We start from the raw sequence: 18,604 nt of genomic DNA, 5'->3' as shown, positions 1-18,604 counted from the left end.
GTTATTAATGATAATATTTAATTTGTCAAAGGAGTGATTAAAATGGTTGATGAAGTAACAGATAAAGATTTTGCTGAAGAAACTAAAGATGGAGTTGTATTAGTCGATTTTTGGGCAACATGGTGTGGTCCTTGTCGCATGCAATCACCAGTAATTGAGGAACTATCAGAAAATGATGATTCAGTTAAGTTTTTAAAGATGGATGTCGATGCAAATCCTAATACACCTAAAGATTTTGGAATTATGGCTATTCCTACTTTGGTTATTAAAAAAGATGGCGAAGTTGTTGAAAAATTAACAGGTTTTCACAATAAGGCACAATTGACTAAGATACTTGATGGTTATTCAGATTAATAGTTTTAAAAGGCCTCATAATTGTTATTACAACAGTTATGAGGCCTTTTTTATTTAAATAAAAAAGTTATCAATCCTAATTGAATTGATAACTTTTCAGTGGAAATGGCTTGAAGCCTGCCCACATTAATCAAATTTTGGTGTATACTTTAGTTTCGATCAATTTGTATTTTAATTGAAACGCTTTTGGCTTTACTGTTTACAGTATATGTTCCTAAACAATATGCTGCGATTGTTTTTTCAACAGTTTCAGCAATTATTCCAGTTTCTAATGAAAATTCTGGATCATCGTTATTAGTATCGAAGCGTTGAGCTACTTCGGGACCAGATAACTTGTAAGTATAACTACTTGGTGTTTGTTTAATAATCTCCAATGTTCCAAAGCCAGCTTTATTAAATAGTTCAGGTAGGCTTTCCATATCAAGAATTAATTGTCGGCTAAGATTTTTGCCTGCCCAATATAATAATTCAACGGTATCCTTATCGAGAAGATCGGGAAGGATAAAATCACGGAGTACCGAAACTGCAAAGTAGTTTTCAGTTAACGTATCTGCGCTTTCACCATCTTTATCTTTGGGTAGAACATCAGTTAACGTTGGTTTGTTAAGATCTTTTGATTTTTCGGCCATTGCTTTAACTCCTTTTTTCAGACAATTTATTATATCATTAGAATAATTGCTTTTTAAGTCAATGTAAAAGATAGAACATAAATACTTTCATAAAAATACAGATAATTCGCTTAGATGAAGGCAGGGGTAACATTATGAGTGATCAAAGACCAATTGGAGTACTAGATTCTGGCTTGGGCGGTTTAACCGTTGTGAAAGAAGTAATTCGCCAATTGCCCGATGAGAACGTTGTTTTTATTGGTGATGAGGCAAGGATGCCATATGGAGTAAAAACGCATGAACAAATCATATCTTATACTCGAGAAATGGTACAGTATTTAATTAGTCAAAATGCAAAATTAATTATATTTGGTTGCAATACAGCTACAGCCAATGCACTTTTAGAATTACGTCAGGAATTCACTATACCAATGTTAGGCGTCATTGAACCAGGAGCTAAAGAAGCTGTAAAGACGACGAAAACAAAGAATATTGGTATTATTGGTACTGAATCAACAATTAATTCAAAGAGTTATAGTAAAACTATAGCTGCAATTGACCCTAATGTTAAAGTAATAGGGAAAGCAGCACAAAGTTTTGTTTCAATCGTTGAACGCGATGAAGCTAACAGCAAAATGGCGAAAGATAGTATCGCCCAGACATTATTACCATTTAAGGATAGTAAATGTGATACTTTGATTTTGGGATGTACACATTTTCCAATGTTGAAGCAACAAATTAATGAGTATTTGCCAGCTATTACGTTAGTTGACCCAGCACTAAGTACAGTACAAGTAACTAAAGATTATTTAACTAAGAATAATTTATTATCAGATGAAAGTGTTAGAAGTTTGAAGCTACACGCTACAGCAAATATAACTGATTTTTCTAAATTGGCAAAACGTTGGTTAGATACCGAAATTGATGAAATCAGTTTGGTTGATATTGGAGGAAACGATGAAAGAAATAATCATAGCAACTAAGAATCCTGGCAAAGCTCGTGAGTTCAAACGTGTTTTCAATGATCAAGATTTTATTCTAAAAACTTTGCTAGATTTCCCAGACTTTCCAGAGATATTAGAAAATGGAACTACTTTTGAAGAAAATGCCACTCTCAAGGCTCATGCAGTGATGGAACGCTTTAGTTTACCAACCATTGCTGATGATTCGGGTTTGCAAGTTGATGCTTTATACGGCCAACCAGGTATTTATTCGGCAAGATATGCGGGTGATCACAATGATGCAGCCAATAACGCAAAGTTGTTAAGTGAACTTGGTGGCGTTCCTAGAGAAAAGAGAACTGCTAGGTTTGTTTCCACATTAGTATTTGCTAATCCCAAGAATGAACATGATCTAATTGTTGAGGGTGAGGTTAAGGGATTGATTGCTGATTTTCCTGAGGGAGATGATGGATTCGGTTATGATCCTTTGTTTTATATCCCTGAATTAGACAAAACAATGGCACAATTGAGTGTTGATCAAAAGAATCAAATTAGCCATCGTGGTCATGCCATTGAAAAGCTGGAAAAGCAGTGGCAAGATTGGATAAATTGGTAATTTATTGCCGATGTCTTGTTATAATGCTAGTATGAAAGTGCTATTAAAATACAGGAGGGTAATATTATGACTGGTGGACAAATTGCAGGTTTAATCGCAGCAATTGCTTTCGTAGTATTAGTTGTATATTTAGCTAGAACTTTGGTTCAGACAGCTAAGTTGCTTCAAGAATTACAAGAAACAATGAAGGAAACAACCAAGATGGTTGATGTATTATCAAGAAACACTGAACAGATTATGGATCAAAGTACTAAGTTAGTTGATAAGACTAACACTTTGATGGACGATGTAAATAGTAAATCAAGTAAATTGAATCCATTGTTCGACACAGTAGAAAACCTTGGTAAAAAGACAGCTAAAGCCACAGAAGAGAAACCAAATAGTGGTTTTAATTTTCAAAATTTAATGACTATTGGTAACTTAGCAACTATTGCAAAAACGGCTGCAAGAATTTGGCCAAGAAAGAAGAATAATTAATTATGAATAATAATCGTTTTTTATTAGGCTTAATTTTGGGCTGTGCATCAGGTTATGCTGCTTCTAAGTATTTAACAAGTGAAGCTGGTCAAAAGCTCATAGAGAATATTAAAACTATTCGTGGTGATTTCAACAATGGTGGCGTTGGTTTAAGTACTAATGGCGATCTAGTTGATTCATTCAACGAAAAGACTGATGCGCTAAAAGAACATATGGCATCAACAGTTGATAAAATTAAAGATGATGAAGATACATCAGATATTGTTTTTACTGAAGATGATATTACTGATTAGTATTTTATAAATCAAAAAATCCTAGCTAATTATTAGCTAGGATTTTTTTGATGCTTGTATTTTTGTGAATGATTATTTCGTACCATGCCACATAGAAAGGATTCTTTGTAGAATGACCAGTGTTCTAATATGGCATGGATAATGTGAGATTATTAATTAATATACTTCAATTCTTTACTTGTATGTGTGAAAGGTTCACAGCCATTTTCTGTGATATAAACACAGTCTTCAATTCGAACACCAGCAACATTAGGAATATAAATTCCGGGTTCGATTGAGAAACACATACCTGGTTTGAGAATCATATCATTGCCTTCCATGATGGATGGAAATTCGTGCTCGGATGTTCCCATACCATGTCCAAGACGGTGGATAAAGTATTCTCCATATCCGGCCTTATCAATAATATCACGAGCAACTTTATCTAGTTCAGCAGCTGTAATGCCAGGTTTGGCAGCATCCATAGCAGCATATTGTGCTTCTAAATCTACTTTATAAATATCAAGTGATTTTTCATCGGGTTTACCAAAGGCTACTGTTCTGGAAGCATCACTAATATATCCATTATGAACTGTTCCAAGATCAAAAAGAACTAATTCGTCTTTTTTTAGTGGAGTTTTTTCAGGGCCACCATGGGGATTAGCAGCATTGGCACCAGCTTGTACAATGGTATCAAAACTCATATGCATGACACCCTTTTTCATCATGGCATATTCAATTTCAGCTACAACCTCTTGTTCAGTGCGTCCTTCTTTAATAGCATTAAAAGCGACTGAAAATGCGTAATCGGCTTCAGCACCTGCGGCTTTTAATTCGGCAATTTCTTCTTCTGTCTTGATTAACTTTGCATTCTCCATATAACGGGAAAGGTTATTAGGGAATAACGCATTAGGGAATTGTTGCGTCAGGGCTTCTAACTTTTGAACTGATAGATCATCTTTTTCAATGGCCCAATTTGTAGGTGTACCGGCAATATCTTTAATATGACCTGCCATTAAAGCAAATGGGTTTTCGTGATCAAGATATCCGAAGACATTCTTATCAAACCCAACTTCCTTAACAGCTTCGACTTCAAGTTGAGGAGCAAAGATAAAAGGATCTTTATCTGGGAAAACTAGAAGAGCAAGAATACGCTCTACTGGGTCGCTATAAAAGTCAGTAAAATAGTTAATATCAGTTGGATTTGAAACATAAGCTGCATCAAGTCCATTTTGTGCTAAATATTCTTGTAGTGCTATTAATTGTTTCTTCATGAAAATACTCCTTTACGATAATATTTATTAGTAGTATATCACTGAAAATGATTTTCTTTTTGAAAAAATATGAAAACATAAGCTAATGATGTAGAAACCGCTTGCAAAATGTAAAAAACTTTGATAAATTAGAGATAATTAATGAAAATATTGTTTGAGAGAGTGAGTACTAATGGAGAAAAAAGTAGTAACAATTTATGATGTAGCCGAAGCAGCTAATGTTTCAATGGCAACAATTTCTCGTGTTGTTAATGGTAATGCAAATGTAAAAGAAGAAACTAGAAAACGTGTGTTAGAGGTTATTGACCGATTAAATTACCGTCCTAATGCTGTTGCTCGTGGTCTTGCAAGTAAGAAGAGTACAACTATTGGTGTAATTTTACCAGATATTACTAATTTGTATTATTCATCATTGGCTAAGGGTATCGATGATGTTGCTTCAATGTATAAGTACAATATCATTTTAACTAGTTTGCAAGAATCTGTTGGTGATGAAGAGCAAATTTTGAATAATTTGTTATCAAAGCAAGTTGATGGACTTATTTACATGGGCAAGCAACTTTCTAAGAAATTAAAACGTATTTTAGCAAACTCAAAGACGCCAATTGTTTTGGCTGGTTCAGTCGATAAAAATAATGAAAGTGCCAGTGTAAATATTGATTTTACTGATGCTGTTGCAAGCGTAGTTAGCCAATTGACACAAAATGGTCACAAAAAGATTGCCTTTGTTGGAGGTTCACTTGAAAATCCAATTGATGGAAAATATAGATTAGATGGCTATAAGAAGGCTTTGAAGAAAGCACACTTAAATTTCTCTTCTAATTTGGTCTTTGAAGCTGAATATTCTGTTCGAGCTGGTGAAGCAATTTGGGATGCTATTCGTAGTAGCGGTGCAACTGCGGCCTACGTAACTGAAGATTTACTTGCTTCAGGCATTTTAAACTCAGCCATTAAATCAGGTGTTAAAGTTCCTGATGATTTTGAATTAGTAACAAGTAATGACACAGTTCTTTGTGAGGTTACTCGTCCAAAGATGAGTTCAATTGAAGAGCCTTTATATGATATTGGTGCTGTCTCAATGCGCCTTCTAACTAAGATGATGAATCAAGAACAAATTGATGATAATACAATTAAGTTGCCATACAGTATTGTTAAACGTGGTTCAACTAAATAAATAAAAAGAGTTGCCTACTGGCAACTCTTTTTATTTATTATTAATTGTTTTTCGTTGTTTATGTAAGTCCCAGATTATGACTACAATATAGCCAAAAGCGACTAATGACAGGCCACCAGTTACTACGGAACTTAATTCATAAGGGAGATCAATAAAGCCTCCAAGAATTGAATACAGCGTGTTGATTAATACTATAATGGCCAAAGTAAGTGATCGATCCCAAATTTTAATATTGTGTTTTAATTTATAAACAATAACGGCAATCATAAAGATAATTAAAATGGCTGCCACAATATAAAGTGAATTTTGTAAAAATGTTGGACTAAAATACATAGTATTCTCCTTAATCAAATTGACTTACTTATTTTATCATATTATATAAATAAAAGAATCGGAACAGAATAAAGACGGATATAGTAACCTTTAAGGTTACTATATCCGTCTTATCATTATTGTGCCAAACTAGGCGTTTCACTTGTTCCAGTATCACTTGTTAAAGTGTCTCCGGTTGTATTGCTAGTAACAGTATCGCCAGTAGATGTGGAATCAGAAGAAGTATCTCTGCCTGATCCAGATGAGCCAGTACCAGTTTCAGATGTACCGTTCGAGGTAGTTGAATCAGTCGCTGAATTAGTTCTAGATGTAGAAGATGAAGTACTATTTGTGACGACCTCAGATGAGTCATTACCGTTAGTACTATTACTAAATCCAGATGTACGACCACTACCATTTTCATTAGCTAAATCTGAAGCAGTCTTTGAATTATCTCCTAATTGTTTAACTACTGCGTAACCATTATCACGACCAAAGTAGTTATCCCAGAATAGTTTATAATTCTTAGATTTTCCACCGATAGCAAAGCCACTATAAGACATAGAACTAGGGCTGCCCTTGTAATAAAGAGAATTGGCCGTATGTTGGTTGACCTTAGTTGTCATACCATTGTAATCAATTGAACCAGTGTATGTTCCAGTTTCTTTATCAACTTTATAAGTTTTAACTCCAGCAGGTTTAGAGAAGGTATTATTGACATCAAAAGTACTCTTGTTTTCTTTGTAAAGGGCATTAGCCATATTCGCCCATAACTCTTGATTAATATCGGTAGAATTACTTGCCAGGTTGTAATTGTGACCATAAAAATTATCGTAACCAATCCAAGAGGCCAAGGTCATACCTTGAGTACTACCAATAAACCAATTGTCACGGTAATCATTAGAAGTACCTGTTTTACCAAAGAGGTTTTTAGTATTGAAATTAGATTCATATGAAAGTGCTGAAGCAGTACCCTTTGTAACTACCCCATGGAGCATGTTCTTGATAATATAAGCAGTTTGTTTAGAGAAGACACGTTTCTTTGCACCCTTGTGCTTATAGATCGTTTGACCAGAAGGTTCAATAACATCAGTTATTACATATGGATCAACATGGACACCTTTATTTGCAAAAGTTGAGAAGGCACTAGCTTGCTGTAATACAGTTACACCAGTTTCCGTACCACCAAGTGTAATACCTAGTTGGTTATACTCATTATCGCTTAGGTTAATACCCATCTTTGACATATAACTCTTAGAGCTGACATTATGTTGTCTGATGTAATTATAAAGGTTAACAGAAGGAATATTATACGATTCCTCCAAAGTTTCACGAGCTGAAACAAAACGATTTTGAATAGTTTCACCATAATCAGTTGGTGAATATTTTTTAAACTTAGTCTTAAAATCAGCAAGCATTGATTGTGAACCAATCAACCCATTCTCGATAGCGGGGGCAAAGGTAATCAATGGTTTAATTGATGAACCTGGGGATCTCTTAGTGTCGAAGGCATGGTTATTTTGAGATTTTTTAAAATTGACACCACCAACAAAGGCGAGAACCTGACCGGTCTTATTATCAAGTAAGACGGAACCGTTTTGAACCGGTTCAGACACCTTAATAGACTTACCAGTTGCTGAGTCAGTAGCACTGTCAGAATGAGTTGTTCCTAGGTTATTTTTGAATTGTTGAGCTTGTTGATTCATAGCAACATAAAGACTTTTATCGATAGTACTATGAATTTTGTAGTTTTTGTTATGTAGTTCAGTATCGGCCTGAGTATAGTATTTTTCATAAAGACTATTGTCTTTTACAACATCACTATACTTTAATCCATCATTTTTGACTAAACGTTTAATGAGGATTGTTCTAGCCTGTTCGGTTAAAAGATTGTAAATGTAGCCATATTTAATTTCTTTTGAGCTTGCTTTAGCAGGTTTTAGAAAATCACCTTTTAAATCGAAGCTTTTAGCATCATTATACTGCTGTTCAGTGATTTTTTTATCACGGTACATACGGTAAAGAACAATATCTTTACGCTTCATGCCGAGACTGATATCATCCTTAAAATCACCACGTTGACTATTGGTGTTTTCATTAACAACCTTAGTATATGGCGTGTAAACCGAAGGACTCTGAGGCAAACCTGCGATGAAGGCAGATTCAGCCAGATTCAAATCACTAGCACTTTTACCAAACAATCCTTGAGCAGCGGCCTGAACACCTTGAGTATTTTGACCTTTATTGTTAGTACCAAAAGTAGCAGCATTGAGATAATCTTCAAGAATTTGGTCTTTTGAGAAGTATTTATCTACTCGCATAGCTAAGAAAATTTCTACAGCTTTACGTTTCCAAGTCGTTTCTGAAGATAACATTTGCATTTTAACGGTTTGCTGGGTCAAAGTTGAACCACCAGTCTGTGCACCGATTCCTGTAACATCAGAGATAATAGCTCTAAGAATTGACTTAGGAACAACACCTTTATGACGGTAAAAATCACTATCTTCAGTTGAGACGATAGCCTTTTTTAAATATGGTGACATTTCAGATAGTGAGATCTTTTTACCCTCAAGATCCTTTTGCAAACTTTCGACTTTAGTGCCATCAGCAAAATATAACGTGGCCGAATTATTAACATCTTGGAGTTGAGTTTTCATTTCATTTTTTGTAGGGACAGCCACTTGATTAGTTAAAGCAGAAACATACCCCATCCCTAAACCGATTGCTAAACTCAAAAGAATCATTAACCCTGCAATAGAGTAGAGGATAATCCTTCGAATAATCTCAATCGTTAGATTAGCTTTGTTAGCAAAATCAGACCAGCTTTTGATACTTTTGAAGCTGTTGACGATGCTATTCCATAAATTTTTCACTTTTAAATAAGCTCCCTTAAAAAGTTACATACCGTAATTATATAATAAAATCGATTTTAAAGTGAGAAAACAAAAAAAGTTCTGTAGAAAAGAAGCTCTACAGAACTTTTTAACTGACTACTTAATCAAGCGGTAAATGGCGTCTGCGTAGATTGCAGTCGACTTTAATAACTTATCGATATTAATATATTCATTAGGTTGATGCATAACATTCTCATCACCGGGGAACATAGCTCCAAAGGCAATTCCATGCTTTAGAATACGTCCATAAGTACCACCACCAACGGTGAATGGCTCTGTTTGATCATCAGTATGATCTCTATAAGCACCAACTAATGCTTTAACCAATGGATCATCTGCATCAACGAAATGTGGCAATTGATTATGTCCTTCAATAACGGCAGAAACATTTTCCGGAAGATGTTGATTAATTTTTTCAGTTAAAGTATCACCATTGTCACCCTTAGGATAACGAATATTTAATAAAATATTTGCCTTGTTAGTATTGTATTCATAAATATTAGGAGAAAGTGTTAATTCACCCATAACTTGATCAGAATTTGCAATGCCAAGATGTTGACCAGCAAAATCAAGATGTAGATCGTTAGCAATGAATCCAAAATAACTTGATTCACTATTATTTAAGTTTAAAGTTGTTAGATATTTAGCCAAATAAGTAGCAGCGTTGATACCATTGAATGGTTCCATTGCATGAGCACCTTTACCAATAATAATAACTTTGGCAGTGTCGGCTTCAACTTTAATGTCACCTTTAATTTCAGGATTATCTTTCAAAAAATCAGACAATTTAGTTTTTAGTTCTTCTACATCGGCAATGTTTAAGTCAAGTTCAGCTTCAGCGTTTTGAGGAACCATGTTTGGTCTGATACCAGCAACAAAATTCTTAACTAATCCGATTATTGGTGTAGGAAAACTAACTCTGAAGGAGACAATCCCCTTTTCACCATTGATAGCAGGGAACTCGGCATCTGGAGAGAATCCTGTTTCAGGCATAGTCTCTTTTTCCATATAATGGTTGATGCCAACCCATTCACTTTCTTCATCGGTACCTAGAATAAGTTGAACATTTTTACTTGTAGGCAAATTTAACTCTTTGATAATTTTCATGGCATAGTAGGAAGCCAATCCGGGTCCCTTATCATCAGAGGCTCCACGAGCATAGAAATTGCCATTTTTAATAACTGGTTCAAATGGATTTGTTTCCCAACCTGGACCTTCAGGCACAACATCAACATGAGACAAAATGGCAATTGATTCATCATTATCTCCAAATTGAATTCTTCCAGCAAGATTGTCAACGTTCTTTGTTTCAAAACCGTCACGATCTGCAAAATGTAGAAATGTTTGAAGAGCCTTAGCAGGACCTGGTCCTAGTGGAAAATCACTAGTTTTATGTTCTGTATCTCTAGAACTATCAATACTTACTAATTCAGAAAGATCGTTGATTAGTTCATCCGAACGATGCGAAACTTCCTTTTCCCAATCTATAGACATATATCTTTGACCTCCACATGAAGTTTTTTATATTTTACCAAAGGTTGAACTTAAAGGCTAATCTACCTAAATCTTATTTATGGAATCGTTGTCATTGTTAAAGGAATAATAAACAAAAATATTATTGAAATCTCTTATTAAATCAGTACTTTTGAGAGTTTGGTCATCACTCGGTCTAGTAAGAGAAATATTTTCCAGAAGATCAATATTCTTAATTCTTTGTCCCTTTGGTAAGTCATAATAACTTTCTTCAGAATTGTTACCTAAGTAATTATCAGGATTCAATTGAATCAAAACATTGTGAGCATTAATCCAACCGTCTTTTAATCGAAGCCAAGTTTGTGTTCCAACTTTTTGAATAGTTAAAATTTGTTCAGGCTTGTTTAGTTCCATTCTATTAATGATTGTTGTTGTATCTCCTGGAGTGCTATATAGGAAATTATTGGGTTGTTGGTTTCTAAAAATGGCTTTTGCTCCAAAATATTGTCTAAGATCACGAAGTGAATATTCTGAGTTAAAACCAGTGGCACTGGCAAATTCATTTTCACTTAATTGAACATATTCTTTACCTTTAAACTTAACAATATTTGAAATATGATATCCGTCTAATGGTTTAACTACTTTTTCAGTTTTGATCAGACGATAAGGGTTTTCGTAGATTGGTTCTGATTTATTACTCATATAAAAGACGTTTTGATTCATTGTTTCACTTTTAGATTGATCTTTTAGTTCCCGATATTCATTACCAGTGGCGGGATAATTAGTAACCACACCGTCAATAGGCATATTAATTAAAGTATTCCATTTTTTAGGGCTTTCATTCATTTCATCCCAAACATAAACTTTTTTGCCCATGAAATGAAGTGTATCGATGATTTGAGGTGTAACGATTGTTGATGAAAGATTAACTCCAGTAACATACTGTAAAATATCAAAATTAACTCGCTTAATAGTTCCAGCAATAAATATTCTAGGAATATCTGGCATTAGTTGAGATTCGTTCTCTAAACTTTTGGTTGAGAACGAATGAAACATAACTCGATCTTGCATGCCATACTGATCAATTGTTTGTTTGAGTAATTCCTCCATATTTTGAGGATTACCCTTTTTCGTTTTCTTTGTTTCAATCAGAAATTTAGCGTTAGGATTATTTTTATAATGCTCAAAGACTTGATTTAAACTGTGGATTGATTCACCATTTTTTTGATGTAATTGTGATAGATCTGAAAAATTATGCTCTGAAACTATTTCTGGTGTACCTGTAACACGTTGCAGATCACGATCATGGCTGACAACAAGTACATTATCTTTAGAAACGTGTAGATCTAATTCAACATAATCGGCGCCCTCAGAGAATGCTTTGTCAAAACTTTCAAAGGTTTCCTCAGGTGCATTAATAGGATCGCCACGATGACCAATTACAGTGAAACCACTGGCAAAAATAAATATGAATAAAGCTAGTAATATTTTAAAAAAATTGAAACTTTTTGAAATCATAATTAGCTCCCTAACTTTTTAGATATTATATACTAAGATAAGTAGTGAAATGTGAGGTATTAATAAATGGACAATGAAAAACAAATATTAGACATAATTGAACAAATTACTCGTAATGATGGAACTAAGTACTACGAATTAGCTAATATCGTAATGAACGGTAGAGCAGAAAAGGCTGCTGAATTAGGCTTAATTAAAGAAGTTAGAATTTTAAAACTTAATATTCCACATTCATCAGCTGTCAGCGTCTACGAAGATTACGTCAACGAAAATTATACAGTTCCACCGATGGATTTAAAAGAATGGGTTGAATATAAGAAACCAGAAGGTAAAGTTCGTGATGCGTTCAACGAGATTTTAAAAGCGAACCGAATAATTTCAAAGGAAGATAAAACTGAAGAATGAATTACTTTATAGCGGATACACACTTTTATCATTATCAATTATTGGAGCCAAATAATTTTGCACCACGTCATTTTAGTGATGTTGATGAAATGAATCAAGCTATAATAACGGCTTGGAATAAAAGGGTGAATGAAAACGATCGTGTTTATCACTTAGGCGACATCTCAATGCGTCCGCAAGAAACACCCACAGATGAAGAGACTTACGATATGTTACGCCAATTGAATGGTCATATGACTTTGATCAAGGGGAATCATGATTATCGTTCATTATTTAAATATTTGGATAAACATAACGAATTAATGTCAGATGGTAAAAAAAGATTTGAATTTGAAGACGTTGGAGCTTTGTTAAAATTCGATCATCATCAGTTTTATTGTACTCATTATCCTTTATTATTAGGAAAAGTAGAAAAAATCATCAATTTACATGGCCATATTCATCATTATGCAGTGCCAATTCCTGAGAATATTAACGTTGGAGTTGATGCTCCTGAAAGGGATTATTTGTCTGAAAATTTACCATGGGGTTCTCCATTACGCGGTGAGGAAATTCTTGAGATGTATGACAAGAAAAAATTAGATTTGGCTAAACTACAAAGAAAGTAGGATATCATGGAAAAAATTCAGATAGTACATACGAACGATTTGCATTCTCATTTCGAAAATTTTCCACGAGTAAAAAGATTTATTGAACAATCAAGAAATAAAGCAGATGAATTCTATTTGTTTGATTTAGGGGACGCCATGGATCGAGCCCATCCACTTAGTGAAGCAACTAATGGACAAAGTAATATTGAATGGATGAATCCGCTACATTATGATGCAGCAACAATTGGTAATAATGAAGGTTTGGGAAATAGCCATGAACATTTGGAACATCTGTATGATCATGCTAATTTTCCGGTTGTTTTAGCTAATCTTTATGAAAATGATCCTTCGAGATTGGCAGATTTTGCCGTGCCATATAAAATCATAGAAACCAAACAAAAGACTACAATAGGTCTGATTGGTCTAACGGCACCATACATTTTGACGTATCCTTTATTAGACTGGGATATTAAATTGGTTCAAGAGGCATTGCCGAAAGCACTTGAAAGCATAAAAAATTGTGACGTAAAAATCCTCTTATCTCACTTAGGAGTGTCGATGGATCGACTGATTGCTAAGGATCATCCAGAAATTGATATTATTATTGGTTCGCATACACATCATCTTTTTCCAAAAGGAGAATTAGATAATGGCGTTTTGCTAGCTGCTGCCGGTAAATATGGGCAACATGTTGGTACAATTAATTTGGAATTAAATGATAAAAAAATAGTGAAGAAAACTGCATTTACTACCAAAACTGAAACTATGCTTGAAGAGGCGGGTGATGATGAGTGGATTAAAGCTCAATATGATAAGGGTGAAAATCTGCTAGATCAAAAGAAAATTGCTGATTTGCCCCAAGCATTAAGTAGTAACTATCAAGATGATGATTCGATTATTCAGGAGGCTCTGTTGGCCGTACAAGAATATGCTAATACAGATGTGTCAGTTTTGAGTTCAGGATTATTCTTAGAGGATATTCCCAAAGGGATTGTTACCGAGAAAAATATGCATGATGTTATGCCACACGCAATCCACGTAATGAGAACAACCATGACGGGTGATAATGTTTGGCATTTAGTTATGGAAATGGAGAAAAATCGTCTTTATTTGCGTAGTCATATGCAAAAAGGGATGGGTTTTCGTGGTAAGATATTTGGCGAATTGGTTTATCGTGGTATTAAAATTGACGATAAACGTAATGTTTATATAAATGGAAAAGAATTAAATAAGAATCAGGAGTATACTTTAGCATTATTGGATCATTATTTATTTGTACCTTATTTCCCATCAATTGAAATATCAGGTGAGAATGAAATCTTGTATCCTAAGTTTTTGCGAAGTGTATTTGGCGATTACTTAAGTAAAAAATATCCGATTTGAGGTGATTACTTGCAGGAAGTTGAGGATAATACAACTAAGCTAGTTGATGTGATCGTTTTGGCTGACAAATTGATTACTATTGATAAAGCTCAGTATAAAATTGTAGAAGACCACGATAGTGGTTTTGATAAAGAAAAAATTGAAGAACGTTATAATAACGTTCTGGATAAATATGATTATATCGTTGGCGATTGGGGTTATGATCAATTAAGATTTAAGGGCTTTTACGAAGATGAACGTAAAGAGGCCACATTAGATAATCGAATTTCTCACTTAGAAGATTATCTAATAGAATATTGTAATTTTGGTTGTGCTTATTTTGTTTTGGAAAAGGTTAGAAAAGCACCTTTAAAAAATCATCATAAAACTAACAGTCATAAATTTAGAACTAGAAATAATTCTGTTAAACCAAAAGCTGGTCCCGTTAAGAACAATAAGAATCATAATAGTTCAAATAAAAAAAATAAGTTCTCCAAACGTCGGTCAGCCAATAGTAAGAAGACCGCAAGTGTTAAGAAAACTTTTAAAATTAGAAAAATAGGTGAACAGAATAAATGAAGTATCAAACATATTTAATTGATCTAGATGGAACGATGTATCGTGGCAAGGATAAGATTCCAGAAGCAAAGATTTTTATTGATAATTTGATTGATTCAGGTGCAGAGTATTATTTTTTGACAAACAATACTACTAAGACACCGCAGCAAGTAGCGGATAATTTGGTTAATAATCATCAGATTACAGCTCATATCGATCAAATAATTACACCATCACTTGCTACGGCAGCTTATATTCAGAATATGTTTGATGACGATATGGAAAATCATTCTGCATATGTTATTGGGGAGTACGGTTTAAAGAGTGCTGTTTTTGGAACAGGTATTAAGCTGAATGAGGTTAATCCCGATATTGTTATTGTTGGGTTGGACTATGATGTTACATATCATAAATTTGAGTTGGCTACTTTGGCTATTAAACGTGGAGCATTTTTCATTGGAACTAATGCAGATACTAATTTGCCTAATGAAAGAGGTTTAGTACCAGGTGCTGGTTCGGTTATCTCTCTTGTCGAAACATCCACTCAACAAAAGGCTCATTATATTGGTAAGCCTGAACGAGATATGATTGATTTTGCAGCTAAAGCTAAGGGATTTGATCCCAAAGAGGCCGTGATGGTTGGCGATAATTATAATACTGATATTAAAGCTGGAATTAATGCTAACGTTGATACGTTGTGGGTTAATACTGGTGTAAGTACGCATGAGGATATTGACAATGCTCCAATTAAACCAACTCATCAAGTAGAAAGCTTGGATCAATGGGATGTCTAACTCACAAAAAGACTTGTTATATACTGTTACGTTGGCCTTTTTCCTGTTAACAGCATCTATCACAATTACAATCTTTGCTAGTTATTTATTGTTTGCTGTTGATATAAGGTATTATCAGCTAGATTTAGTGGTTAATATGGATTATGGAACGATTATGAAAAATTATGTCCAGATGATGGATTATTTGATCAATCCGTTTAATTGGCATTTTCATTTGAGCAATTTTGCCTCGTCAGCGGCAGGTAGATTACATTTTCAAGATTGTAAAAAACTTTTTCTGCTAAATTTTGGTGTATTTATTGGAACAGGATTGATTGTAGCCAAGTATAAGAAGATTCGTGCTAAGTTTAATCGGACCTTTTTATGGATTGGAGTAGTAGGAATAGCAGTTGCAATTCTAATGGTATTAAATTTTGATCAGTTTTTTGTTATTTTTCATGAAGTATTGTTCAGAAATAGTGATTGGCTTTTTGATCCTAACAAGGATCCGGTTATTAATATATTGCCTGAGGATTTCTTTACACAGTGTTTTGTTTTGTTCTTCATTCTATTTGAAGGATTGAATTTCTGGAAAGCTAGACAAAAAAAAGCTTAGGAATAATTTCCTAAGCTTTTTTCTTTTTGCGATTTTTAAGTGCAGTAATTAAAACAGGTACTAATGATACAAGAACTATTCCGAGAATAATCATTGAAAAATGTTCTTGAACTGCGGGAATATTACCAAAGAGGTGTCCAGCCAATGAACATACTGTTACCCAAAGGAACGCTCCAATAAAATTGTATTTTAGAAAAGTTCCATAATGCATTGTTCCACTACCAGCAACAAAAGGTACAAAGGTTCTAATTAGTGGAATAAATCTACCAATGGCAATAGTCTTACCACCATGTTTTTCAAAAAAAGTATGTGCTTCATCTAAATGATCTTTATTGATTAATTTGCTAAGGTATTTATTCCTCGTTGCATATTCTCCAAAGTGTTCACCAATTTCATAATTCAGCGAATCACCTAAGACAGCAGCTGCTAAAAAGATGATGAACATTAACCAAGATATTAATCCATATTTTGGGTTAGCGGCTAATGCCATTGCAGCAAAGATTAGTGAATCCCCGGGAAGAAACGGTAAGATAACAACTCCGGTCTCAATAAAGATGATTAGAAACAGTATTAAATATGTCCAAATACCAAAATTATTCACGATATTAACTAAATGGCTGTCAATATGAAGAATAAAATCAATTAGACCCATTACGTAACTCAATCAATCAACTCCAGATTTCAAATTAAATTCCATTATACCAGCATAACTTAAAATAACTTTAAAATTAATAGAATTTAAAGATTATTTGTCAAAAAGCGAGGTACTGTGTTCAAAATAATCTTTATCAGGATACAGATTTCTTAGAGCTTTAGTTACTGCTATTGGTCCTTCAGCAAAAGCTGTGGCAATTAGTTGTAATTTGCCAGGATAAGTTACAATATCGCCAATGGCGAAAACATTCGGTAAATTAGTTTCCATCTCTTGAGATACCTTAATGAAGGGACCACTTAGTTCCACATTCCAATCATGAAGGATTTTTGAATCAGAGATAAAGCCATAATTAACTAATAGTTTATCTGTGGTGACAATTTTTAGTTCATCTGATTTAATCATCTTTAGAGTAACGTCTATTTTCTTGTGATCCTTCTGGTTAAACTCAACATTTTTTATAATATATGGATTCAATTGTTCTACTGAGGATTGATTAAGTTTTTCAACACTTGATTCCATAGCACGATATCGGTTTCTTCTATGAATTAGGGATGTACGTTTAGAAACTTTGCTCAAGTCTATAGCCCAATCAACAGCTGAATCTCCACCGCCAGCCACCAAGACGTCTTTGTTTTTAAAATCGTCGATACTATTAACAAAATAATTTAAATTATTAAGTTCAAGCTCTTTATTGTAATCAAAGGTTAATTTACGGGGATGAAAAGCACCATTACCGATTGCAATAATAATAGCTTTAGTTTTTAATACACCCTGAGTAGTTGTAAGTTCCCATAGATCATTGTTTCTTTCTATAGAAGAAACGGATGTTTTGAGATATTGATCACAGTTTCTAATGGCTAGTTGATCAGTTAATTGTTTAGTTAAATCGGTACCTGATATTTTAGGCAAAGCTGCCACATCATAAATGTGTTTTTGGGCATAGAGTGTCTCAGGTTGACCACCAAGTTTAGGCAAACTTTCTATTAAAGCTACATCAAGGTTACGTAACCTGGCATAATAAGCAGCGAACATACCCGCGGGGCCACCACCAATAATTGAAATGTCGTAAATTTTATCATTCATAATCTTAGTCACCATTTTCTGTTATATAATCTATAAATACATTGTTACACATTTGAAAATCAAAAAGGGAGGAAAATTAATGAGAATAGGAGATAAACTAACAGGGACTATCTCTGGTATTCAGTCATATGGAGTATTTGTAAAGCTAGATGATGAGCATCAAGGACTCATACACATTTCAGAATTAAGACATGGTTTTGTTTCGGATCTGAATGACAAGTATTCAGTCGGAGATGAAATCGATGTAATTGTAATGGATATTGATGAGTATAATCAAAAAATTAGTTTATCAACACGAGCATTGCATCCAATGAAAGTGGGAAGACCAATTCTACATAAGCATTTTTGGACCAATTATCGAAATAAGATAGGTTATAAGACCATAGCACAGCATAAAAGTGACTGGGTGAATGAAGCTATGAGTCGAATTAAAGACAAAAATCAAAAAAAATGAACTTTTTTGTAAAAAAGGGTTGCACACCTCTTTGCTAATTGGTAATATATATCTTGTTGTTGCGACAGAGCAATGGCATCAACGCTTTCAAGCTTTATCGCTTGGCTGTTGATTCCAAATTATTTTAAAGAAATGCTTGACTTGATCTTGCATCTTCGGTAAGATAATTAAGTCGTCTGTTGAGATGACATCTAA

The 18,604-nt window shown here is 34.0% G+C and carries 21 protein-coding genes; 13 read left to right on the top strand and 8 right to left on the bottom strand.

The genetic code is table 11. The annotated features are described in order from the left end of the window. The first annotated feature begins 42 nt into the window (after positions 1-42). The gene (gene trxA / locus CBP76_RS09605; RefSeq protein WP_102196671.1) at positions 43-354 is read left to right on the top strand and encodes a thioredoxin; all 312 of its coding nucleotides are present in this window, start codon (positions 43-45) and stop codon (positions 352-354) included. Positions 355-503: 149 nt separating this feature from the next. On the opposite strand, the gene CBP76_RS09600 is transcribed toward trxA, so the two are convergent. Next, positions 504-983 (bottom strand): DUF2507 domain-containing protein, encoded by a 480-nt coding sequence (locus tag CBP76_RS09600; RefSeq protein WP_102196670.1) that lies wholly within the window; start codon positions 981-983, stop codon positions 504-506. Between the two features lie 134 nt (positions 984-1,117). Here CBP76_RS09600 and murI point away from each other — a divergent pair, with 134 nt between their 5' ends. The 4 genes from murI (at position 1,118) to CBP76_RS09580 (ending at position 3,289) form a co-directional block, all read left to right on the top strand. Next, the gene (murI, locus tag CBP76_RS09595; protein WP_102196669.1) at positions 1,118-1,945 is read left to right on the top strand and encodes a glutamate racemase; all 828 of its coding nucleotides are present in this window, start codon (positions 1,118-1,120) and stop codon (positions 1,943-1,945) included. Next, the gene (locus CBP76_RS09590) at positions 1,920-2,519 is read left to right on the top strand and encodes an XTP/dITP diphosphatase (RefSeq protein WP_102196668.1); all 600 of its coding nucleotides are present in this window, start codon (positions 1,920-1,922) and stop codon (positions 2,517-2,519) included. Before murI ends, CBP76_RS09590 begins: the two co-directional genes overlap by 26 nt. 66 nt (positions 2,520-2,585) lie before the next feature. Continuing rightward, positions 2,586-2,996 carry a DUF948 domain-containing protein gene (locus CBP76_RS09585; protein ID WP_102196667.1) on the top strand — a complete coding sequence of 137 codons (411 nt, stop codon included), beginning with the start codon at positions 2,586-2,588 and terminating at the stop codon, positions 2,994-2,996. A gap of 2 nt (positions 2,997-2,998) precedes the next feature. Next, entirely contained in the window at positions 2,999-3,289 is a 291-nt protein-coding gene (locus CBP76_RS09580; RefSeq protein ID WP_102196666.1) for a hypothetical protein, read from the top strand. Positions 3,290-3,441: 152 nt separating this feature from the next. On the opposite strand, the gene CBP76_RS09575 is transcribed toward CBP76_RS09580, so the two are convergent. Continuing rightward, positions 3,442-4,542, bottom strand: a complete 1,101-nt coding sequence (locus CBP76_RS09575; RefSeq protein ID WP_102196665.1) for a M24 family metallopeptidase — start codon at positions 4,540-4,542, stop codon at positions 3,442-3,444. Positions 4,543-4,714: 172 nt separating this feature from the next. On the opposite strand from CBP76_RS09575, the gene ccpA reads away from it, so the two are divergent. Then, positions 4,715-5,716, top strand: a complete 1,002-nt coding sequence (ccpA, locus tag CBP76_RS09570; protein WP_102196664.1) for a catabolite control protein A — start codon at positions 4,715-4,717, stop codon at positions 5,714-5,716. 30 nt (positions 5,717-5,746) lie between these two features. Here ccpA and CBP76_RS09565 read toward each other — a convergent pair whose 3' ends face one another. The 4 genes from CBP76_RS09565 to CBP76_RS09550 form a co-directional block, all read right to left on the bottom strand. Beyond that, the gene (locus tag CBP76_RS09565) at positions 5,747-6,049 is read right to left on the bottom strand and encodes a hypothetical protein (RefSeq protein WP_102196663.1); all 303 of its coding nucleotides are present in this window, start codon (positions 6,047-6,049) and stop codon (positions 5,747-5,749) included. A gap of 116 nt (positions 6,050-6,165) precedes the next feature. After that, positions 6,166-8,901: a transglycosylase domain-containing protein gene (locus CBP76_RS09560; protein ID WP_102196662.1), complete on the bottom strand. Its 2,736-nt coding sequence runs from the start codon at positions 8,899-8,901 to the stop codon at positions 6,166-6,168. Between the two features lie 117 nt (positions 8,902-9,018). Beyond that, positions 9,019-10,416 (bottom strand): dipeptidase PepV, encoded by a 1,398-nt coding sequence (gene pepV, locus CBP76_RS09555; RefSeq protein WP_102196661.1) that lies wholly within the window; start codon positions 10,414-10,416, stop codon positions 9,019-9,021. Between the two features lie 66 nt (positions 10,417-10,482). Continuing rightward, positions 10,483-11,913: a glycerophosphodiester phosphodiesterase gene (locus CBP76_RS09550; protein WP_102196660.1), complete on the bottom strand. Its 1,431-nt coding sequence runs from the start codon at positions 11,911-11,913 to the stop codon at positions 10,483-10,485. 66 nt (positions 11,914-11,979) lie between these two features. On the opposite strand from CBP76_RS09550, the gene CBP76_RS09545 reads away from it, so the two are divergent. The 6 genes from CBP76_RS09545 to CBP76_RS09520 are packed head-to-tail and all read left to right on the top strand — an operon-like array spanning position 11,980 to position 16,217. Beyond that, complete coding sequence (locus CBP76_RS09545; protein WP_102196659.1) at positions 11,980-12,318, top strand: hypothetical protein; 339 nt, start codon at positions 11,980-11,982, stop codon at positions 12,316-12,318. After that, on the top strand, positions 12,315-12,926 hold the full coding sequence (locus tag CBP76_RS09540; RefSeq protein ID WP_102196658.1) for a metallophosphoesterase: 612 nt from the start codon (positions 12,315-12,317) through the stop codon (positions 12,924-12,926). Before CBP76_RS09545 ends, CBP76_RS09540 begins: the two co-directional genes overlap by 4 nt. A 6-nt stretch (positions 12,927-12,932) precedes the next feature. Next, positions 12,933-14,291 carry a bifunctional metallophosphatase/5'-nucleotidase gene (locus CBP76_RS09535; RefSeq protein ID WP_102196657.1) on the top strand — a complete coding sequence of 453 codons (1,359 nt, stop codon included), beginning with the start codon at positions 12,933-12,935 and terminating at the stop codon, positions 14,289-14,291. 9 nt (positions 14,292-14,300) lie between these two features. Next, positions 14,301-14,849: a YutD family protein gene (locus tag CBP76_RS09530; protein WP_102196656.1), complete on the top strand. Its 549-nt coding sequence runs from the start codon at positions 14,301-14,303 to the stop codon at positions 14,847-14,849. Next, positions 14,846-15,622, top strand: coding sequence for a TIGR01457 family HAD-type hydrolase (locus CBP76_RS09525; RefSeq protein ID WP_102196655.1), 777 nt, complete (start codon positions 14,846-14,848; stop codon positions 15,620-15,622). The genes CBP76_RS09530 and CBP76_RS09525 overlap by 4 nt, the downstream gene beginning before the upstream one ends. Next, complete coding sequence (locus tag CBP76_RS09520; RefSeq protein ID WP_102196654.1) at positions 15,615-16,217, top strand: TIGR01906 family membrane protein; 603 nt, start codon at positions 15,615-15,617, stop codon at positions 16,215-16,217. Before CBP76_RS09525 ends, CBP76_RS09520 begins: the two co-directional genes overlap by 8 nt. Positions 16,218-16,227: 10 nt before the next feature. On the opposite strand, the gene CBP76_RS09515 is transcribed toward CBP76_RS09520, so the two are convergent. Together CBP76_RS09515 and CBP76_RS09510 are read right to left on the bottom strand one after the other, a co-directional pair. After that, the gene (locus CBP76_RS09515; RefSeq protein ID WP_102196749.1) at positions 16,228-16,869 is read right to left on the bottom strand and encodes a DedA family protein; all 642 of its coding nucleotides are present in this window, start codon (positions 16,867-16,869) and stop codon (positions 16,228-16,230) included. Positions 16,870-16,962: 93 nt separating this feature from the next. Continuing rightward, on the bottom strand, positions 16,963-17,955 hold the full coding sequence (locus CBP76_RS09510) for an NAD(P)/FAD-dependent oxidoreductase (protein ID WP_102196653.1): 993 nt from the start codon (positions 17,953-17,955) through the stop codon (positions 16,963-16,965). Between the two features lie 79 nt (positions 17,956-18,034). On the opposite strand from CBP76_RS09510, the gene CBP76_RS09505 reads away from it, so the two are divergent. After that, on the top strand, positions 18,035-18,409 hold the full coding sequence (locus CBP76_RS09505; RefSeq protein WP_102196652.1) for a CvfD/Ygs/GSP13 family RNA-binding post-transcriptional regulator: 375 nt from the start codon (positions 18,035-18,037) through the stop codon (positions 18,407-18,409). Positions 18,410-18,604 lie beyond the last annotated feature (195 nt).

This window comes from Companilactobacillus nuruki (genome assembly GCF_002872255.1).
Classification (GTDB): domain Bacteria; phylum Bacillota; class Bacilli; order Lactobacillales; family Lactobacillaceae; genus Companilactobacillus; species Companilactobacillus nuruki.
This window is presented reverse-complemented; position numbering and strand designations above follow the sequence as displayed.

Excerpts from the sequence above, each read along its gene's own strand:
- trxA (WP_102196671.1), top strand. The coding sequence starts at position 43 with ATGGTTGATGAAGTAACAGATAAAGATTTTGCTGAAGAAACTAAAGAT.
- CBP76_RS09600 (WP_102196670.1), bottom strand. The coding sequence starts at position 983 with ATGGCCGAAAAATCAAAAGATCTTAACAAACCAACGTTAACTGATGTT.
- murI (WP_102196669.1), top strand. The coding sequence starts at position 1,118 with ATGAGTGATCAAAGACCAATTGGAGTACTAGATTCTGGCTTGGGCGGT.
- CBP76_RS09590 (WP_102196668.1), top strand. The coding sequence starts at position 1,920 with ATGAAAGAAATAATCATAGCAACTAAGAATCCTGGCAAAGCTCGTGAG.
- CBP76_RS09585 (WP_102196667.1), top strand. The coding sequence starts at position 2,586 with ATGACTGGTGGACAAATTGCAGGTTTAATCGCAGCAATTGCTTTCGTA.
- CBP76_RS09580 (WP_102196666.1), top strand. The coding sequence starts at position 2,999 with ATGAATAATAATCGTTTTTTATTAGGCTTAATTTTGGGCTGTGCATCA.
- CBP76_RS09575 (WP_102196665.1), bottom strand. The coding sequence starts at position 4,542 with ATGAAGAAACAATTAATAGCACTACAAGAATATTTAGCACAAAATGGA.
- ccpA (WP_102196664.1), top strand. The coding sequence starts at position 4,715 with ATGGAGAAAAAAGTAGTAACAATTTATGATGTAGCCGAAGCAGCTAAT.
- CBP76_RS09565 (WP_102196663.1), bottom strand. The coding sequence starts at position 6,049 with ATGTATTTTAGTCCAACATTTTTACAAAATTCACTTTATATTGTGGCA.
- pepV (WP_102196661.1), bottom strand. The coding sequence starts at position 10,416 with ATGTCTATAGATTGGGAAAAGGAAGTTTCGCATCGTTCGGATGAACTA.
- CBP76_RS09550 (WP_102196660.1), bottom strand. The coding sequence starts at position 11,913 with ATGATTTCAAAAAGTTTCAATTTTTTTAAAATATTACTAGCTTTATTC.
- CBP76_RS09545 (WP_102196659.1), top strand. The coding sequence starts at position 11,980 with ATGGACAATGAAAAACAAATATTAGACATAATTGAACAAATTACTCGT.
- CBP76_RS09540 (WP_102196658.1), top strand. The coding sequence starts at position 12,315 with ATGAATTACTTTATAGCGGATACACACTTTTATCATTATCAATTATTG.
- CBP76_RS09535 (WP_102196657.1), top strand. The coding sequence starts at position 12,933 with ATGGAAAAAATTCAGATAGTACATACGAACGATTTGCATTCTCATTTC.
- CBP76_RS09525 (WP_102196655.1), top strand. The coding sequence starts at position 14,846 with ATGAAGTATCAAACATATTTAATTGATCTAGATGGAACGATGTATCGT.
- CBP76_RS09520 (WP_102196654.1), top strand. The coding sequence starts at position 15,615 with ATGTCTAACTCACAAAAAGACTTGTTATATACTGTTACGTTGGCCTTT.
- CBP76_RS09515 (WP_102196749.1), bottom strand. The coding sequence starts at position 16,869 with ATGGGTCTAATTGATTTTATTCTTCATATTGACAGCCATTTAGTTAAT.
- CBP76_RS09510 (WP_102196653.1), bottom strand. The coding sequence starts at position 17,955 with ATGAATGATAAAATTTACGACATTTCAATTATTGGTGGTGGCCCCGCG.
- CBP76_RS09505 (WP_102196652.1), top strand. The coding sequence starts at position 18,035 with ATGAGAATAGGAGATAAACTAACAGGGACTATCTCTGGTATTCAGTCA.